Below are 16822 nucleotides of genomic sequence, written 5' to 3' on the forward strand. Positions count from 1 at the left end.
ATGCCATAGTTCCGCACCCTGGACCGCCGCGCAAGAAAAAGTTCACGGTTGCCGACTAAGGTGGCGGGTCGCCGCATGCGACAGTGAAGCGGGGATTAGCGCAAGGGTTGTGAGATGCATGTGCGTCAGCGCACGTGACCTATTGTGCACTGCAAGAAAATCTCGCGCGCAAAGTAGCAGGGCCGGATCGTCGCGAAACTTGGCAGTGAGACGACCGGAGACGATCGCGGGCCGCGTCACCACAGGACGGCGTGGCGCTTTCCGTCACCGTCGTGTCCGATCGCGAATGACCCTCGGATCCTGCCTGATCGCCGGCCTTCGCACGAGATTCCGCCCCTCAACCCATGGCGGAGTCGTTCGGTTCCCCGGCCCGCTGCGGGGGCCAATGCCGCGCCGGGACCGTTCGACGCCCGGTGCATCGCGGGGCCGAGGTCGTCGCCGAGGTCGTCTTGCGAGGTCGTCTTGCGAGGTCGTCTTGGACCGAACGGCGTGAGGATCAGTTCCGTGTTTCGCTCGACGCGAGGGCGGATTGCGCCATGCGGATCAGATCCCGCGCGGTGAGGGCGTGATGCTCGCCGTCGGCCTGCCGCAGGGCAGCCTCGCGGATCGTTGCAGCGCGTTGCACGCGCCGGGCGAGCCCTGCTCGCCAAGCCTGCCCCAGCCCCTTCATGACGAAATCCCCCTCGCCGCCCAGCAAAGCTAACAAGCCCGCGGCGCAGGATATAGTCTTGACAGGAGGATTGTTGGTCCGGGCCGATCGGCCCGGTGGGGCGGGGGAGATGCCAAGCGCCTGATCCACCCACGTTATTGGACTGACACAGGGCACGCGAAAAAATGCGGAATCCTGTCCTGGCCTATGCTCGGCCTCGGCTGATTCGGCCCTCAGCGGGTGTCGTCGCGCAGGAGTTCGGTGTTGATCGCGAAGGCCGCCATCGCGCCCTCGGCGGCGGCCACGATGGCGAGCTGGACCCGCCGCGAGGCATCGCCCGCGACGTAGAGGCCCGGCACGTTCGTCTCCTCGTAGTCGCCGGTCGGCACCGTGCCCTTGCGCGACAGGTCGCAGCCGAGACGTTCGACGAGCCGGGAGGGGACGCACGGCCCGGTGACGAAGAACAGGGCACCGAAGGCGAGGGCCGCGCCGTCGCGCAGGCGGACCCTCGCGAATCGCCCGTCCTCGCCTTCGAGCCGGGCCACCGCCCGCTCCTCGATCCGGATGCCGTTCCGGGCGAGCCGCTCCCACTCCGGAGCCTCGAGGCCGCTGGGCCCGTCGGTGCAGAGCGTCAGGTCGCGACTCCAGGCGGTCAGTTCGAGGGCCAAACCCTTGCCGGCCTCGCCCGGACCGTAGACCGCGAGCGGCCGGTCGCGGTTCTCGTAGCCGTCGCAATACGGGCAATGGTGGACGCCGTGGCCCCAGAACTCCGAAAACCCCTCGACCGGTGGCAGGTCGGTGCGCAGGCCGGTGGCGAGGATCATCCGGCGGCCCTTCTCCCGGCGCTGGTCGTCCATCACCACCTGGAAGCCGTCCGGCGCCACCACCGCGTCGGCGACGCGCCCGTCCCAGATCTCGACCGTGTCGTAGGCGGCGAGTTCCCGGCGGCCCTCCTCGCGCAAGTCGCCGGGCGGGCGCCCGTCGCGGCCGAGGAAGCCGTGCATGTGTGGCGTCACCGCGTTGCGCGGGTGGCCCGAATCGATCAGCAGCACCCGGCGCCGGCAGCGCCCGAGGATGAGGGCGGCGGACAGGCCCGCCGGCCCGCCGCCCACGATGATCACGTCCCGCATGTCGCCGTCCCGCGTGCCGTCACTGAGGAATAGACGCATCGGCGGGTGGCCGGGTTTCGCCGCATGGCCAATGAAAAAGGGCGCTCGCGCGCCCTTCCTCGTCCGTCCCGTGCCGGGCCCTCCGGGATCAGGCCGCGGCGGTGTTGATGGCGATGCCCTTCTCGGTCAGCATCTGCTGCAGCTCGCCGGACTGGAACATCTCGCGGGTGATGTCGCAGCCGCCGACGAACTCGCCCTTGACGTAGACCTGCGGGATAGTCGGCCACTGCGAGAAGGCCTTGATGCCCTCGCGGATCTCCATGTCCTCGAGCACGTTCACGCCCTTGAACGGCACGCCGAGGTAATTGAGGATCTGGGCCACCTGGCCCGAGAAGCCGCACATCGGGAATTGCGGCGTGCCCTTCATGAACACGACCACGTCCTGGGACTTGATCTCGGTCTCGATGCGGCTGTTGACGTCGGTCATGGCTACGGTCCTCGTTCCGTGTGTCATGTAAGGATGGCCGGCCGGAATGTCCAAGGTGGACGATCCGGCGGCGGTCTCAGCGCCGGCGCCGCGTCGCCCGCGTGGAATCCAGCGATGCGGCGAGCTGTATCAGGCGGCGATCGATGTCGAAGCTTTCGGCGACGAGGTCGTCCAGCGTGAACGGCGAAGTCTCGGGCAGGCCCGGCACCACGGCGTCGTGGTAGGCGGTGAGGTTCGCCTCCGCCTGGACGACAGCATTTCGCCAGACCTTGTCGAGGTCGATCTTCCGCCGCATCGAGGCGCGGTAGCTGTCCTGCGCGGTGATCTGGAACGCGACCACTTCCGCGCGCCAATGCTGCGATGGCGGCAGGTGCGGGGCCGACAGATGCTTGATCAGGTGCACGAGCACGAGGCGGAGTGCGCTCTCGACGGCGCTGACCTGCGACGAGCCCACGGCCTCGACCTCCTCGATGACGTTCTCCCAGTCGAGGACGTTCGAGAGGTCCGGGCGCGCGCCGAGGGCGCGCAGAGCCGCCGCCTGCTGCTCCGCCCAGGCGACGACATCCTCGTCGTAGAGGCTCGGCTGATCCGTGCGGATCTCGTCCATGCGGCGGCCCTCGGTTGGGCTCAATCCTGCGGCACGCCCGTGGTGAGGGCAAGGGCGTGCAGCACCCCGCCCATGCGCCCCTGGAGCGCGCCGTAGACCATCTGGTGCTGCTGCACCCGCGACTTGCCCTTGAAGGCCGCCGACACGACGGTGGCGGCGTAGTGGTCGCCGTCGCCGGCAAGGTCGCGGATCTCGATCGTGGCGTCGGGCAGGGCCTCCTTGATCATCGCCTCGATCTCGCGGGCATCCATCGGCATCGGGTCGTCTCCTACTCGGAATCGGGTTGCTTCGAAGATATCCGGGGCATGTGAACCCGTTCATTCCTGCCCGCAACCTCATCCTGAGGTGCGGGCGATCGAAGATCGCTGAGCCTCGAAGGAGGGCTCCAGTTAGCTCGAAGACTTCTGGAGCCCTCATCCTGAGGTGTCAGTCCATCGAAGATGGACTGACACCTCAGGATGAGGTCGCGGGTGGGACGGATTGGTCGAAGCGCGCGAACGAACCCTCAGGCCGCGTCGGCCGCCGGACCCGCCATGTAGCCCGGCAGCCAGTCCTCGTGCGCCTTGCGCAGGTCGTCGAGGGCGATGAGCTCGTCGCCCGGCAGGGTCAGGGAATCGGCGCCGGTGACGCCGATGACCGCCGCGTCGATCCCCTGTGCGCTGGCGCTGTAGAGCAGGTCGGCGACCGCGTCGGGTTCCACCGCCAGGAGGTAGCGGCCCTGGTCCTCGCCGAACAGGTAGGCGTGGCAGGCCACCGGCAGCGGGCATTCGGGCAGCACGGCGCCGATATTGCCCGCCATCGCCATCTCGGCGACGGCTACCGCGAGGCCGCCGTCGGAGAGGTCGTGCACGGTGTCGACGATCCCTGCGGTGATCAGCCCGCGCACGAAGTCGCCGTTGCGCTTCTCGGCGCCGAGGTCGACCGGGGGCGGCGCCCCCTCCTCGCGGCCGCAGATCGTGGCGAGGTACGCCGACTGGCCGAGCCAGCCCTTGGTCGCGCCGATCAGCACCAGGGCGTCGCCGTCGCGCTTGAACGCGATCGTGGCGATCGTCTCGACGTCGTCGACCACGCCGACGCCGCCGATGGTCGGGGTCGGCAGGATGCCCACGCCCTCGGTCTCGTTGTAGAGCGAGACGTTGCCGGACACGACCGGGAAGTCGAGGGCGCGGCAGGCCTCGCCGATGCCCTGGATGCAGCCGACGAACTGGCCCATCACCTCCGGCTTCTCCGGGTTGCCGAAGTTGAGGTTGTCGGTGATGGCGAGCGGACGGCCGCCCACCGCCGTGATGTTGCGCCAGGCTTCCGCCACCGCCTGCTTGCCGCCCTCGACCGGGTCGGCCTCGCAGTAGCGCGGGGTCACGTCGGTGGAGATCGCCAGCCCCTTCGGCCCGTCCTCGACCCGCACCACCGCGGCGTCGCCGCCGGGCTTCTGCAAGGTGTTGCCGAGGATGAAGTGGTCGTATTGCTCGTAGACCCAGCGCTTCGAGCACAGGTCCGGCGAGGCGACGAGCTTTTTGAGCGCATCGACGTTGCGCATCGGCGCCGCGACGTCCTCCGCCTTGATCTCGGGCTGGTCGGCGTTCCGGCGGTGCGGCCGGTCGTAGAGCGGCGCCTCGTCGCCGAGTTCCTTGATCGGCAGGTCGGCGACGGTCTCGCCGCCGTGCTTGATGACGAAGCGGAGCGTGTCGGTGGTGTGGCCGATGATCGCGAAGTCGAGGCCCCACTTCACGAAGATGGCCTGCGCCTCCGCCTCCATGCCGGGCTTGAGCACCATGAGCATGCGCTCCTGGCTCTCCGACAGCATCATCTCGTAGGCGGTCATGCCGGGCTCGCGGGTCGGCACCGCGTCGAGGTCGAGTTCCACCCCGAGATTGCCCTTGGCGCCCATCTCGACCGCCGAGCAGGTCAGGCCCGCCGCGCCCATGTCCTGGATCGCGATCACCGCGCCCGACGCCATCAGCTCCAGGCAGGCCTCGAGCAGGAGCTTTTCCGCGAAGGGGTCGCCGACCTGCACGGTCGGGCGCTTCTCCTCCGACGAGGCGTCGAAGGCGGCGGACGCCATGGTGGCGCCGTGGATGCCGTCGCGGCCGGTCTTCGAGCCGAGATAGACGATCGGGTTCCCGACGCCGGTCGCCGCCGCGTAGAAGATCGCGTCGGTCTTCGCGAGGCCCACCGCCATGGCGTTGACCAGGATGTTGCCGTCGTAGCGGGTGTGGAAGCCGACCGCGCCGCCGACCGTCGGCACGCCGAAGGAATTGCCGTAGCCGCCGATGCCCGCGACCACGCCCGAGACGAGGTGGGGCGTGCGCGGATGGTCCGGCGAGCCGAAGCGGAGCGCGTTCAAGGCCGCGATCGGCCGGGCGCCCATGGTGAAGACGTCGCGCAGGATGCCGCCGACCCCGGTGCCCGCGCCCTGGTAGGGCTCGATGAAGCTCGGGTGGTTGTGGCTCTCCATCTTGAACACGCAGGCGAGGCCGTCGCCGATGTCGATGACGCCGGCATTCTCGCCCGGGCCCTGGATCACCCACGGCGCCTTGGTCGGCAGCGTCTTCAGGTGCAGGCGCGAGGACTTGTACGAGCAATGCTCGTTCCACATCGCCGAGACGATGCCGAGTTCGGTGATGGTCGGCTCGCGCCCGATCAGCCCGACGAAGCGCTGGTACTCGTCCTCGGTCAGGCCGTGCTGGCGCACGAGCTCGGGCGTGATGGAGACGTCGTTGCGGATCATGCGGCATCCTCTCGCCGGTCGGGCGGCCCTGCTGCCCGTGCGCTTACTGCCTGATGGGACCGAAAGGCAACTCGCGACCGAAGGTCAGGCCGCCTGCTCGGGCCGCATGTCGGTGGACCGCGCCGGCCGGACCGCCGCCGCCGCATGGCGCCGCCGGCTGCGGCGCCGGCCGAGATAGAGCAGGAGCCCCGTCGCCCCGAAGAGCGGCAGGGCGAGCGCCGCCAGCATGAAGGCGATCCAGCCGACGGGGCCGAAGAAGCGGCCCTCGTGCAGGGCCAGCATGCTGCCGGCGAGCCGGGGTCCCAGCGCCCGCTCGGCGTAGAGGTCGCGAGAGTCGAGGGTGCCGTCCGGGCGGAAGCGCCACTCGTCGCGGGCTTGGAAATGAGGGGCGTCGGGGGCCACCGCCCGGATGCGGAGGGTCTCGCCCGCGCGGGCCGGCGCGAGCGTGGCGGTGGCGTAGCGGCCGCCCGTCGCCGCCGTGAAGGCCGCGAAGGCGGGATCGAGGGCGGCGGGCGCGCCCTCGCGCTTGGGCATGTCGCGGTTTCCCGCGGTCCGAGCCGGCGCGGCGGCCGGCGCGCGGCCGGTGAGCAGCAAGGTCGCCCCGTCGCGGTACCAGCCGTAGGACCACCACAGGCCCGAGAGCGCCATCACGAGGTAGAGCACCAGCACCCAGGTTCCGACGACCGCGTGCAGCGACCAGTACAGCGCCCGGCCGCGGCGGTTGAGCGCCGGCTTCAGCCAGATCCGCCAGTCTCGCCGGCCCCTGGGCCAGCGCAGGTACAGGCCCGACAAAGCGAGGTAGATCAGCGCGAGCGCCGAGGCGCCGGTGATGGTGCGGCCCCAGCCGTCGCCGTTGCCGGGAAGCAGCAGCCAGCGGTGCAGCCGGCGCACGTCGTCGAAGAAGGCCTCGCCCCGCGCCGGCCCGAGGACCCGGCCGTCATAGGGATCGACATAGGTCTCGACGCCGCGTCCCGGCCCGTCGGCGAGGCGCACCCGCGCCGCCCGGTCGGGGGCGCCGTTCAGCACCAGCAGGGTCACGCGCCGCCCGGGCGTCCCGTGCGTCAGCTGCGCGACCAGCGCGTCCGGCGTCAGCCGCGGCGCCTCCCGGGCCTGGACGGCGACGATGTCGGGGCTGAGCAGGCCGGTGACCTCGTCCTCGAGGCCGAGGAGGCCGCCGGTCGCCCCGACCACCATCAGCACGAGGCCGGCGGTCAGGCCGAGGAACCAGTGGAGCCGGAAGAGGGCGGATCTCACCGGGGGCGTCTCGCGCGGGGCGCGTCGGGCTGAATCATGGTCCGTGTCCCCGCCACGCGCCTCGACCCGAAGGAGCGCCGCCGGCCGTTCGACGGCCCGCATCGCCGCGACGCTTAAGCCGCCGGCGGCGCGGATGTCAATGTTTCGGGCTGCAACCCCGCTGCAAGGCCGTAATTATAATCATTCCAATTCATTGGATGTCGGAGCGTTCGCAGAACAAGTCGTGGCGTGATCCTGCGAGATGTTCGCGGGAGCGGGCGGCCTGCCGGCGTCTCGTCTGCAGGATGCGTCGGATTTCTTCCCGAGCCGGCTGCGCGCATGGGTTTCGAATTCCATGTCACATGTAAAACGGCGCGGGCAGTCCCGCGAGGCTGCGGTTTCCACTTGACGGGCTTCCACCCCGCGCCGGACCCTCGGCGCCGGCAACGCGGCACCGGCCCCATCGGGGATCCGAGACGACCGCGGGCGAGAGGAGAGGAACATGACGCCCATTCGCGAGGCGCTGCGTGGCGCCGCCTTCGTCGTCGCGGTCGGCGGTCCGGCCCTGTGGGGGACGGCCCATTGCGGCGCGGCCGCCGCGCAGGAGACGGTGAAGATCGCCTTCATCGATCCGCTCTCGGGCGGCGGCGCGCCGACCGGCGAGGCCGGCCTGCGCCACTTCCAGTACATGGCCGAGGTGCTGAACGCCCGCCAGAAAGCGTTTCGCTTCGAGGTCCTGGCCTACGACAACAAGGTGAACCCGCAGGAGACCGTGATCGCCGCCCAGAAGGGCATCGATGCCGGGGCCCGGGTGGTGGTGCAGGGCAACGGCTCATCCGCGGCCGCGGCACTCACCGATTTCGTCGCCAAGCACAACGAGCGCAACCCCGACCGCCAGGTTATCTACATCAACTACTCGGCGGTCGATCCGTCCCTCACCAACGAGAAATGCAACTACTGGCATTTCCGTTTCGATGCCAATTCGGACATCAAGATGGAGGCACTGACGAACTTCATCAAGACGAGACCGGAAATCAAGAAGGTCTACCTGATCAACCAGGATTATTCGTTCGGCCAGTCGGTGCGGCAGCAGGCCCGTGCCATGCTGAAGACCAAGCGACCCGACATCCAGATCGTCGGCGACGAGGTGACGCCGCTGCAGAAGGTCAACGATTTCGCGCCCTACGTCACCAAGATCAAGGCGTCGGGGGCCGATTCGGTCATCACCGGCAACTGGGCGCAGGACATCAACCTGCTGCTCAAGGCCGCCGCCGAGGCGGGGCTCCAGGCGAGCTTCTACACCTACTATGCCGCCGGCACCGGCGGGCCGACGGTGGTGCGCCAGACCGGCCTCGCCCACCGGGTGTTCGAGGTCTCGCAGGGCGCCGCCAACGAGGGCGATACCGCCGCGCAGGAGTTCGAGGCCGCGTTCCGGGCCCGCACCGGCATCGGCTCGACCTATCCCCGCGCCTTCAACGCGATGAACGCGCTGCTCACCGCGATGCAGGAGGCCGGCTCGTCGGAGGCGCGCAAGGTGGCGCCCAAACTCGAACAGGCCCACCTCAAACCGCATGTCGGCAGCGAGGGCTACGTGCGGCCCGACGACCACCAGTATTTCCAGACGATGTTCGTCCACTCCTTCGGCCCGATGGAGCCCGGCATGCGCTTCGACGAGGAGGGCACGGGCTGGGGCTGGAAGACGGTCGGCCGGGTCGAGACCAAGGACACGGTGCTGCCGACGACCTGCCGGATGGACCGGCCGAGCTGATCCGGGGCCGCCTCGTCCGGAAGCGGGCCCCTACGGGGCCCGTATCCGATCCGCCTCCGCGAGCGCATCCAGGAAGGCGTCCAGCATGGCGGCCGCGAAGGTCTCCATGTTGGCGGCCCGGTCGCCGTGGCCGGTCTCGACCGTCAGGCGGCGCGACACCGGGCCGGCCACCGCCAGGCAGGTATGGCCGGCCGCATCGCCGTAGCGGTTGCCGCGCGGGCCGGCGGCGCCGGTCTCGCACAGGCCCCAGGCCGCGCCGTGGCGCTCCCGCACCAGGGCGGCGACGCGCTCGGCGTAGGGTTCGCTGGCGCTGCGCAGGCCGGCCATCCCGGCCTCGTCGAGGCCGAGCAGCGCCCGGCGCGCCTCGCCGGTATAGACCACCGCTCCGCCGAGGAAGTAGGCCGAGGCGCCCGGCACCGCGAGCAGGGACGCGGCGACGAGGCCGCCGGCGGAGGATTCGGCGACCGCGACGGTCTCCCGCCGCGCCGTCAGCCGGGCGGCGACGCGGCCGGCCCTGTCCATCAAGTCCCGCATCGTCCCGTCTCCCGGCGAGGAGCCCGCTTCGGTCGCAAGTCGCTACTTGTTCAAGCCTCTACTCGGCCAGCGCGCCGTCGTCGTCGCCACCCGGGGCCTGCCGCACCCAGGCGTCGAGGGCCTTGCCGATTCCGACCCCGGCGAGAGCCACGAAGGTCATCGACCCGGCGATGTGGAGGAAGAGGTACGCATCAGACATCGAACTCACCCGACATGAAGGTTGGACGAAACAGGAAGCGAGGCGGGAAGCCGCCCGGCACCGAGAACCGTTCGTCGCCCTGTGGTGTGGTGGAAGGCCGGAGCGGTCCGGCCTGCGGGAGCCGGCGGCGCCGGCGCGGGGACGACCCCGACAGGAGGGTCGCCCCGGGGATGAAGCCCATCCCGTTCGGGAGCGGTGTCGCACCGCCTTGGGGCGGAACGATGGTCCCGATGTGGCAAGGCTAAGCAGACTTGCGTTGGCAGGCCAACGCTTCGCCCGCTTAGGTTATTGTTTTGTCGCAGATCTTTGTCGCCGAACCGGTATCCACTTCGGCGACATCTGCTTAGCGCCGGCCACGCTTGGGCTGCGGTGCGCTCCCGCACCTCGGCGGTCGCGGGGCTCACGGCGCGCCCCCGTCGATCGCGCGCTCGGCCAGGGCGAGCCCGCTCAGATAGGCGAGTTCCACCCGCGGGCCGAGGCAGCCGTCGCCGGCAAAGCCCAGGCCGGTCTCCGGCGCGAACAGGCAATCCGCGCCGACCGCGCGCTCGACCTGGGCGTAGCGCCAGCGATGGGCGGCGGCGTGGCGCACGGTCCCGACGGGGACGAGGGTCTTCAGGGCTGCGACCAGCCGCTCGGCGATCCTGTCGGCCGGCTCTTCGAGGTTGGTGCGCGACCAGGCGGGAGCCGCATGCGCCACCAGGGTGCCGCCGTCGCGGCCGGGCTTGGTGTCGTCGCGGGCGATCCAGGCGAAGACCGCGTCCGGATCGCGATCCTCCCGCACCGGCCCGTCGAAGGGCGGCGGCCCGTCATGGGCGAGCATCAGGGTCCAGCACGGAGCGTAGCGCACGTCGCCGAGGCCCGGCAGATCACGGCCGGCGCCGGCCAGGAGGGCGAGGCTCTGGGGCGAGGGGCAGGTCAGCATCACCGTCGAGAAGGCGGTGCCTTCGGCGAGCGCCGTGCCGTCGGCCTCCTCCAGGCGCCAGGCCTCGCCGTCCCGCACCAGGCGCCCGACGGCGCGGCCGCAGCGGAGATCGATGCCCACGAGGAGGTCGCGGGCCGGCGCCGACATGCCGGGCGTGCCCGCGTGCCGGTGCGGCCCGCCCCAGGGGGCGGCGACGCCCCGCGCCGTCCAGTCCTCGACCCGGGCGGCGAACCGGGGATCGCGGGCGGTGAAGAACTGGGCGCCATGATCGAAGCGCAGGCCGTCCGGTCCGCGCCGGGTCGCCATGCGCCCGCCGGGGCCGCGGCCCTTGTCGAAGACGACGACGCGGCGTCCGGCGGCGTGCAGGCGGTGCGCCGCCACGGCACCGGCGATGCCCGCCCCGATGATCGCGATGGTGCCGCCCGTGCTCAAATCCGCCTCTTCCCACGCCGCGACCGCATCCCGGGCAGTCCCTGCGTCAACGCGCGAGAGGTCGTTGTGGTCCCAATCGATCGCGCGAAACCCCTTGCTTCCGGCGGAATGTCGCCGAGACGCGCTTGAGGCCCCGAACTTGCAGCGATAAGGCCGCGCTTGTCTTCCTGTCAGGGATCCCCGTTCCGTGCCGAACCTCGAAACCGTCGTGAGCGAGATCGCCGACGAGATGCGCCAGCGGAGCGACCGCGGCGAGGTGGCGCGCTACATCCCGGAGCTCGCCCGGGTCGATCCGAACCAGTTCGGCCTCGCGGTGATCGACGCCGACGGCACGGTGGCGGCGGCGGGCGATTGCGACGTGCCGTTCTCGATCCAGAGCATCTCGAAGGTCTTCACCCTGACGCTGGCGCTCGGCATGGTCGGCGACCGGCTGTGGCAGCGGGTCGGGCGCGAGCCCTCGGGCAGCCCGTTCAACTCCGTCGTCCAGCTCGAATACGAGCGCGGCATCCCCCGCAACCCGTTCATCAATGCCGGCGCCATCGCCGTCACCGACCTGATCCTGTCGCGCCACCAGCCCCGCGAGGCTTTGGGCGAGATCCTGCGCTTCATGCAGTACCTGGCGCAGGACAACACCATCACGATCGACGAGGAGGTGGCGGCCTCCGAGCAGCGCACCGGTTTCCGCAACGTGGCGCTCGCCAACTACATGAAATCGTTCGGGATCATCGACAATCCGGTCGATTACACGCTCGGCGTCTACTTCCACCACTGCGCCATCGGCATGACGTGCCGGCAGCTCGCGGCGGCGGGCCGGTTCCTGGCGCATTCGGGCCGCGATCCCAGCACCGGCCTGTCGGTGGTGCAGGCCGAGCGGGCGCGGCGCATCAATGCCGTCATGCTGACCTGCGGCCATTACGACGGCTCGGGCGAGTTCGCCTACCGGGTCGGCCTGCCGGGCAAGAGCGGCGTCGGCGGCGGCATCCTGGCGGTGGCACCCGGGCGCGCCTCGATCGCCGTCTGGGCGCCGGGGCTCGACGCCGCCGGCAATTCCCATCTCGGACGCATCGCGCTCGAGCGGCTGACGAAGCGCCTGGGCTGGTCGATCTTCGGCGAGTAGGGCCGGTCCCGCGCCGTCCTGGAGCGGCGCCCGATCGCGGTGCGATCGGGCGCTCCTCCGGGCCCACGGTACACGACACTGGCCGGGAACCGTGCAGCCAGGCTCCATGACCCATTGCAAACCAACCCCCTTTTCCGGACGACTGAAGCGAAGCGGAAGGAGATCCGGAATCCAGCACGAAAAGCCGCGAAGCGTCTCATTGTCTGCGACGGTGCAACAGGTTGAGCCGCTTCGCGGCATGTCCTCTGCTGGATCCCGGATCTCCTTCCGCTGACGCTCCAGTCGTCCGGGAAAGGGGGTGGAACGCCCGCGTGGTGGCCTCCACTTTCTTCAATGTCGTGTACCATGGGCAGGCCAACGCTTCGCCCGCCTGGATTCTTGTTTCGTCGCAGGTTTTTGCCGCCGAACCGGTGTCCACTTCGGCGAAATCTGCTCAGGGCTTGCGCGAGCGTTCCTCGCGGATCGCCGCATCGTGGTAGCCGCCGCTCGCCGGCACGATGTCGGGAGCGCGCTCGCGTGCCGCCGGGCTCGGCGCCGACCAGTCGTTGCGGCCGCCGCGGCTGCGGCCGCCGGCCGGGAACGCGTAGATCTTCGCGGTGACGTGCGGGCCGGAGATGCTCATCGGATGGGTCTCCCGTGAGGGCCGCCGCGTCGCCGCGCCAGCCTCTGAGATCGTAACGGAGTGTGCCTGGGGAATGCTCGGTTTGACCACGGAAAAATCAGTGGTTGGCTATAATTCGTGCATGCCCGCGCTTGCATCGCCGAGCGAATTGGCGGGTGTGGCGCGCGGTTGAGCGTCCTGGCGTCCTGGCGCGCAACCGGGCAGGGCCTCGCCGCCGGCCTCGACGGTGCCGCCGCAAGGGCGCGACGACGGGCGACCCGGCGGGGAGGGTGCCGGCAAACGCACTGTCCAGGCGATCGTTCCGCCGCGTCGACGGGGTTGGCACGGGTCGTGCAAGCCAGGGAATGCCGCTGGCGGGTGATGGGCGCCACGAGGAATCACGGGCTCCATCGGAACCTGATAGAGAGACGCGAGATGACCAAATACAAGCTCGAGTATATTTGGCTCGATGGTTACACCCCGACCCCGAACCTTCGCGGCAAGACCCAGATCAAGGCCTTCGACAGCTTCCCGACCCTCGAGCAGCTTCCGCTCTGGGGCTTCGACGGCAGCTCGACCCAGCAGGCCGAGGGCAGCTCCTCCGATTGCGTGCTGAAGCCCGTCCGCCACTTCCCCGACCCGGCCCGCACCAACGGCGTCCTGGTCCTGTGCGAAGTCATGATGCCGGACGGCAAGACCCCGCACCCGTCGAACAAGCGCGCCACCATCCTGGACGACGAAGGCGCCTGGTTCGGCTTCGAGCAGGAATACTTCTTCTACAAGAACGGCCGTCCGCTCGGCTTCCCCGAGACCGGCTACCCGGCGCCGCAGGGCCCGTACTACACCGGCGTCGGCTACTCGAACGTCGGCTCGGTCGCCCGCCAGATCGTCGAGGAGCATCTCGACCTCTGCCTCGCCGCCGGCATCAACCACGAGGGCATCAACGCCGAGGTGGCGAAGGGCCAGTGGGAATTCCAGATCTTCGGCAAGGGCTCCAAGCGGGCCGCCGACGAGATGTGGATGGCGCGCTACCTGATGCAGCGCCTGTGCGAGAAGTACGAGATCGACATCGAGTACCATTGCAAGCCGCTCGGCGACACCGACTGGAACGGCTCGGGCATGCACGCCAACTTCTCGACCGCCTACATGCGGGAGGTCGGCGGCAAGGCCTATTTCGAGAAGCTGATGGCGGCCTTCGGGGATGCCCGCGAGGACCACATCGCCGTCTACGGCCCGGACAACCACATGCGGCTGACCGGCAAGCACGAGACCGCCTCGATCCACACCTTCAGCTGGGGCGTGGCCGACCGCGGCGCCTCGATCCGGGTGCCCCACAGCTTCGTCAACAACGACTACAAGGGCTACCTCGAGGATCGCCGCCCGAACTCGATGGGCGACCCCTACCAGATCGCCTCGCAGATCCTGAAGACCATCTCGACCGTCCCGACCGCGGTCTCGGCCGCGGCCTGAGACCCGGTAATCCGGTGATGGCGTGAACGGCGCGGGCCCCGACGGGCCCGCGCCGTTCTGCGTTGGGGGGATGCGGCGGAGCTGTTCAGACAACAAGACTGTCGCGGGTTTCTCCTCTCCCCGCGGGCGGGGAGAGGCTTTCGCCCCCCTTGTCGGGGGCGAAAGGAGCGAAGGCGAATGCCGGAGCGAGGGCGAGGGGGTCTCGACGCGTGAGACTCCTGCGGAATCACCCCCTCACCCTCGCCCTTCGGGCTTGCCGCCGACCCGACGAGGGGTCGGCAGCCCTCTCCCCGCCGGCGGGGAGAGGTGCAAACCCGCGCCTTCCTGTTCTGCCCGGCGGCGGCGGAGCGTGGAGGGGCGGAGCGCGGGACCGCCGTCAGTACGTCGCCCGGCCGCCCGACACGTCGAACACCGCACCCGTCGAGAACGACGCCTCCTCGCTCGCCAGGAAGCAGATCAGCGAGGTCACCTCGTCGATGGCGCCGAAGCGGCCGATCGGGATCTTCGACAGCATGAAGTCGATATGGGCTTGCGTCATCTGGTCGAAGATCGCGGTCCGCACCGCCGCCGGCGTGACGCAGTTCACCCGGATCTCCGACTTCGCCAGCTCCTTGCCGAGCGACTTCGTCAGCCCGATCACCCCGGCCTTGGAGGCCGAGTAGGCCGAGGCGTTGGGGTTGCCTTCCTTGCCGGCGATCGACGCGACGTTGACGATGCGGCCGTAGCCGCCCGCCTCCATCGCCGGCACCGCGGCCCGGTTGCAGTAGAACAGGCCGTTGAGGTTGACGTCGATCACGCGCTGCCAGGCGTCGACGGGATAGTCGCGCAAGGGGGTGTTCGGCCCGGTGATGCCGGCGCTGCACACCAGCACGTCGAGCCGGCCGCCGAGCGCCGCCAGGGTCTCGCGCATCCCGGCCTCGACCGCGGCGGCATCCGCGATGTCGAGGGCGCGGGCGTCGGCGGCACCGGATTCGGCCTTGGCCGCCTCCAGCGCCGCGGCGTTGAGGTCCCAGAGCGCCACCGTCGCGCCCTCGGCCCTCAGCCGCGCGGCGACCGCGAGGCCGATGCCCGAAGCGCCGCCGGTGACGAGGGCCCTGCGGCCCTCGAAGCGGTTCGGATACGTCATCGCCTCACGCCTCCCGGCGCTGCCAGGCGGTGACGTCCTGGCGCTGCTCGCCGAGCTTCTCGATGCCGAGCGTCATCACGTCCCCGGCCTTGAGGAAGACCGGCTCGGGCTTCATGCCCATGCCGACGCCCGGCGGCGTGCCGGTGGTGATGACGTCGCCGGGCATCAGGGTCATGAAGCGGCTGACATAGGAGACGATCTGCGCGCAGGTGAAGATCATCGTCCGGGTGTTGCCGGTCTGCATGCGGCGGCCGTTGAGGTCGAGCCACATGTCGAGGCTCTGCGGATCGCCGACCTCGTCGGAGGTCACGAGCCAGGGGCCGACCGGCCCGAACGTGTCGCAGCCCTTGCCCTTGTCCCAGGTGCCGCCGCGCTCGATCTGGTACTCGCGCTCGGAGACGTCGTTGACGAGGCAGTAGCCGGCGACGTGATCCAGCGCCTGCGCCTCCTCGACGTAGGACGCACGGGTGCCGATGACGATGCCGAGCTCGACCTCCCAGTCGCTCTTCACCGAATCCTTGGGCAGCATCACCGGGTCGTTCGGGCCGGACAGCGAGCTGATCGCCTTGGTGAAGACGATCGGCTCCTTGGGTACCGGCAGGTTCGACTCGGCGGCGTGGTCCGCGAAGTTGAGCCCGATGGCGATGAACTTGCCGACACCGGCGACCGGCGTACCGAGGCGCGGCGCGCCGTCCACCACCGGCAGGCTGGCGGCGTCGAGCGCGGCGAGGCGGGCGAGGGACTCCTTGGCGAGCGCCGCCGGGCCGAGATCCGGCAGGTGGCCGGACAGGTCGCGGATGCGGCCTTCGCCGTCGAGCAGGCCGGGCTTCTCCTGGCCCGCCGGGCCGTAGCGCAAGAGCTTCATGGGCGTATGACCTCCGTCGTGAGGCGCGCCGCCGCGGCGCACCGGGTTCGGGCGTGGCCGGGACGGGAGGCGGGTCGCGGCGGTCGCTCGCGCGGCGCCCTCGGGGTGTCCTCCGGCGGCCCTGGCGGCACGCCCACAGATCCCATATAGTGGGATCTTATTCTTCTATGTGGGACGATACGCGCATGGCCGCGAAGCCGTCAACCGGGGAGGGAGGAGCGGCGCCGGGCAGCCAGACGCTGTTGCGCGGCCTCGCGATCCTGGAGGCGGTGGCGGGCGGCGCCCGCGACCTCGCCGCTCTCTCGGCGGCGCTCGGCACCACCCGCAGCACCACCCACCGCCTCGCCGCCGCCTTGGTCGAGCAGCGCTACCTCACCTTCGCCCCGCGGGATGGCTACGGGCTCGGTCCCAAGCTGCTCGAGCTCGGCTTTCGGGCCCAGCAGGCGGCGCCGGTGACCCGGGTGGCGCGGCCCCATCTCGACCGCCTGTCGGAATCCTGCGGCGACACCATCCATCTCGGCGTGCTGGAGGGGGAGTGGGCGCTCTACCTCGACAAGCTGCCGGGGCGCCGGCGCATCGCGATCAGCTCGCGGATCGGCGAGCGCCAGCCGGTCTGGTCGACCGGCCTCGGCAAGGCCCTGATCCTCGACCTCGACGAGGCGCGCTGGCGGGGCTTCTACCGCCTCGGCGAGGCACGGGGCGGCCACAGCCCCGATCTCGCGACCTGGCTCAAGCGGATGCGGGCCTACGCCGTGCGCGGCATCGCCTACGACCGGGAGGAGAACGAGCCCGAGGTGCGCTGCGTCGCCGGGCCGATCCGCGACGCCAGTGGGGCGATCGTCGCGGCGTTCAGCGTTACCAGCACCGTCCAGTACATGGACGAGGCGCGGATGGAGGACCTGGCCGGGACGGTGCGGGAGGTGGCGCTGGCGATCAGCCGGGATCTGGGCTGGGCGGGGTGAGGGGCCGCGGGAG

The 16822-nt window shown here is 70.3% G+C and carries 17 protein-coding genes; 4 read left to right on the forward strand and 13 right to left on the reverse strand.

The features are described 5' to 3' along the window. Positions 1-496: 496 nt before the first annotated feature. The 7 genes from miv_RS02515 to miv_RS02545 all read right to left on the reverse strand — a co-directional run bounded on the left by miv_RS02515 (position 497) and on the right by miv_RS02545 (position 6834). Positions 497-670: a hypothetical protein gene (locus miv_RS02515; protein ID WP_165602008.1), complete on the reverse strand. Its 174-nt coding sequence runs from the start codon at positions 668-670 to the stop codon at positions 497-499. Between the two features lie 212 nt (positions 671-882). Then, entirely contained in the window at positions 883-1779 is an 897-nt protein-coding gene (locus miv_RS02520) for an NAD(P)/FAD-dependent oxidoreductase (protein WP_207181275.1), read from the reverse strand. A 127-nt stretch (positions 1780-1906) separates the two neighbouring features. Beyond that, positions 1907-2245 carry a Grx4 family monothiol glutaredoxin gene (gene grxD, locus miv_RS02525; protein ID WP_207181278.1) on the reverse strand — a complete coding sequence of 113 codons (339 nt, stop codon included), beginning with the start codon at positions 2243-2245 and terminating at the stop codon, positions 1907-1909. 76 nt (positions 2246-2321) lie between these two features. Continuing rightward, on the reverse strand, positions 2322-2852 hold the full coding sequence (locus miv_RS02530) for a DUF29 domain-containing protein (protein WP_207181280.1): 531 nt from the start codon (positions 2850-2852) through the stop codon (positions 2322-2324). Between the two features lie 20 nt (positions 2853-2872). Further along, on the reverse strand, positions 2873-3109 hold the full coding sequence (locus tag miv_RS02535; RefSeq protein WP_048426957.1) for a BolA family protein: 237 nt from the start codon (positions 3107-3109) through the stop codon (positions 2873-2875). Positions 3110-3357: 248 nt separating this feature from the next. Further along, complete coding sequence (gene purL / locus miv_RS02540) at positions 3358-5580, reverse strand: phosphoribosylformylglycinamidine synthase subunit PurL (protein WP_207181282.1); 2223 nt, start codon at positions 5578-5580, stop codon at positions 3358-3360. A gap of 84 nt (positions 5581-5664) precedes the next feature. Further along, entirely contained in the window at positions 5665-6834 is a 1170-nt protein-coding gene (locus tag miv_RS02545; protein WP_244748828.1) for a PepSY-associated TM helix domain-containing protein, read from the reverse strand. 481 nt (positions 6835-7315) lie between these two features. Here miv_RS02545 and miv_RS02550 point away from each other — a divergent pair, with 481 nt between their 5' ends. Then, the gene (locus tag miv_RS02550) at positions 7316-8581 is read left to right on the forward strand and encodes a branched-chain amino acid ABC transporter substrate-binding protein (protein WP_207181285.1); all 1266 of its coding nucleotides are present in this window, start codon (positions 7316-7318) and stop codon (positions 8579-8581) included. A 30-nt stretch (positions 8582-8611) separates the two neighbouring features. Here the strand turns inward: miv_RS02550 and miv_RS02555 are convergent, their stop codons facing one another. The 3 genes from miv_RS02555 to miv_RS02565 all read right to left on the reverse strand — a co-directional run bounded on the left by miv_RS02555 (position 8612) and on the right by miv_RS02565 (position 10668). Continuing rightward, on the reverse strand, positions 8612-9115 hold the full coding sequence (locus miv_RS02555) for a CinA family protein (RefSeq protein ID WP_207181287.1): 504 nt from the start codon (positions 9113-9115) through the stop codon (positions 8612-8614). Positions 9116-9173: 58 nt separating this feature from the next. Beyond that, positions 9174-9314, reverse strand: a complete 141-nt coding sequence (locus miv_RS02560; RefSeq protein WP_165602092.1) for a hypothetical protein — start codon at positions 9312-9314, stop codon at positions 9174-9176. Between the two features lie 400 nt (positions 9315-9714). Then, entirely contained in the window at positions 9715-10668 is a 954-nt protein-coding gene (locus tag miv_RS02565) for an NAD(P)/FAD-dependent oxidoreductase (RefSeq protein ID WP_244748829.1), read from the reverse strand. A gap of 229 nt (positions 10669-10897) precedes the next feature. On the opposite strand from miv_RS02565, the gene miv_RS02570 reads away from it, so the two are divergent. Beyond that, positions 10898-11785, forward strand: a complete 888-nt coding sequence (locus miv_RS02570) for a glutaminase (protein ID WP_425312974.1) — start codon at positions 10898-10900, stop codon at positions 11783-11785. A 433-nt stretch (positions 11786-12218) separates the two neighbouring features. Here the strand turns inward: miv_RS02570 and miv_RS02575 are convergent, their stop codons facing one another. Then, the gene (locus miv_RS02575) at positions 12219-12407 is read right to left on the reverse strand and encodes a DUF2735 domain-containing protein (protein WP_048426962.1); all 189 of its coding nucleotides are present in this window, start codon (positions 12405-12407) and stop codon (positions 12219-12221) included. A gap of 414 nt (positions 12408-12821) precedes the next feature. Here miv_RS02575 and miv_RS02580 point away from each other — a divergent pair, with 414 nt between their 5' ends. Continuing rightward, positions 12822-13856 carry a glutamine synthetase beta-grasp domain-containing protein gene (locus miv_RS02580; RefSeq protein ID WP_058619987.1) on the forward strand — a complete coding sequence of 345 codons (1035 nt, stop codon included), beginning with the start codon at positions 12822-12824 and terminating at the stop codon, positions 13854-13856. 376 nt (positions 13857-14232) lie between these two features. Here the strand turns inward: miv_RS02580 and miv_RS02585 are convergent, their stop codons facing one another. Together miv_RS02585 and miv_RS02590 are read right to left on the reverse strand one after the other, a co-directional pair. After that, positions 14233-14982, reverse strand: coding sequence for an SDR family NAD(P)-dependent oxidoreductase (locus tag miv_RS02585; protein WP_207181291.1), 750 nt, complete (start codon positions 14980-14982; stop codon positions 14233-14235). 4 nt (positions 14983-14986) lie between these two features. Then, entirely contained in the window at positions 14987-15847 is an 861-nt protein-coding gene (locus tag miv_RS02590) for a 2,4-didehydro-3-deoxy-L-rhamnonate hydrolase (RefSeq protein WP_207181293.1), read from the reverse strand. Positions 15848-16032: 185 nt separating this feature from the next. On the opposite strand from miv_RS02590, the gene miv_RS02595 reads away from it, so the two are divergent. Then, positions 16033-16809, forward strand: a complete 777-nt coding sequence (locus tag miv_RS02595) for an IclR family transcriptional regulator (RefSeq protein WP_207181295.1) — start codon at positions 16033-16035, stop codon at positions 16807-16809. Positions 16810-16822 lie beyond the last annotated feature (13 nt).

The organism is Methylobacterium indicum, from assembly GCF_017347565.1.
GTDB lineage: Bacteria > Pseudomonadota > Alphaproteobacteria > Rhizobiales > Beijerinckiaceae > Methylobacterium > Methylobacterium indicum.

Excerpts from the sequence above, each read along its gene's own strand:
- miv_RS02515 (WP_165602008.1), bottom strand. The coding sequence starts at position 670 with ATGAAGGGGCTGGGGCAGGCTTGGCGAGCAGGGCTCGCCCGGCGCGTG.
- miv_RS02520 (WP_207181275.1), bottom strand. The coding sequence starts at position 1,779 with ATGCGGGACGTGATCATCGTGGGCGGCGGGCCGGCGGGCCTGTCCGCC.
- grxD (WP_207181278.1), bottom strand. The coding sequence starts at position 2,245 with ATGACCGACGTCAACAGCCGCATCGAGACCGAGATCAAGTCCCAGGAC.
- miv_RS02530 (WP_207181280.1), bottom strand. The coding sequence starts at position 2,852 with ATGGACGAGATCCGCACGGATCAGCCGAGCCTCTACGACGAGGATGTC.
- miv_RS02535 (WP_048426957.1), bottom strand. The coding sequence starts at position 3,109 with ATGCCGATGGATGCCCGCGAGATCGAGGCGATGATCAAGGAGGCCCTG.
- purL (WP_207181282.1), bottom strand. The coding sequence starts at position 5,580 with ATGATCCGCAACGACGTCTCCATCACGCCCGAGCTCGTGCGCCAGCAC.
- miv_RS02550 (WP_207181285.1), top strand. The coding sequence starts at position 7,316 with ATGACGCCCATTCGCGAGGCGCTGCGTGGCGCCGCCTTCGTCGTCGCG.
- miv_RS02555 (WP_207181287.1), bottom strand. The coding sequence starts at position 9,115 with ATGCGGGACTTGATGGACAGGGCCGGCCGCGTCGCCGCCCGGCTGACG.
- miv_RS02560 (WP_165602092.1), bottom strand. The coding sequence starts at position 9,314 with ATGTCTGATGCGTACCTCTTCCTCCACATCGCCGGGTCGATGACCTTC.
- miv_RS02570 (WP_425312974.1), top strand. The coding sequence starts at position 10,898 with ATGCGCCAGCGGAGCGACCGCGGCGAGGTGGCGCGCTACATCCCGGAG.
- miv_RS02575 (WP_048426962.1), bottom strand. The coding sequence starts at position 12,407 with ATGAGCATCTCCGGCCCGCACGTCACCGCGAAGATCTACGCGTTCCCG.
- miv_RS02580 (WP_058619987.1), top strand. The coding sequence starts at position 12,822 with ATGACCAAATACAAGCTCGAGTATATTTGGCTCGATGGTTACACCCCG.
- miv_RS02585 (WP_207181291.1), bottom strand. The coding sequence starts at position 14,982 with ATGACGTATCCGAACCGCTTCGAGGGCCGCAGGGCCCTCGTCACCGGC.
- miv_RS02590 (WP_207181293.1), bottom strand. The coding sequence starts at position 15,847 with ATGAAGCTCTTGCGCTACGGCCCGGCGGGCCAGGAGAAGCCCGGCCTG.
- miv_RS02595 (WP_207181295.1), top strand. The coding sequence starts at position 16,033 with ATGGCCGCGAAGCCGTCAACCGGGGAGGGAGGAGCGGCGCCGGGCAGC.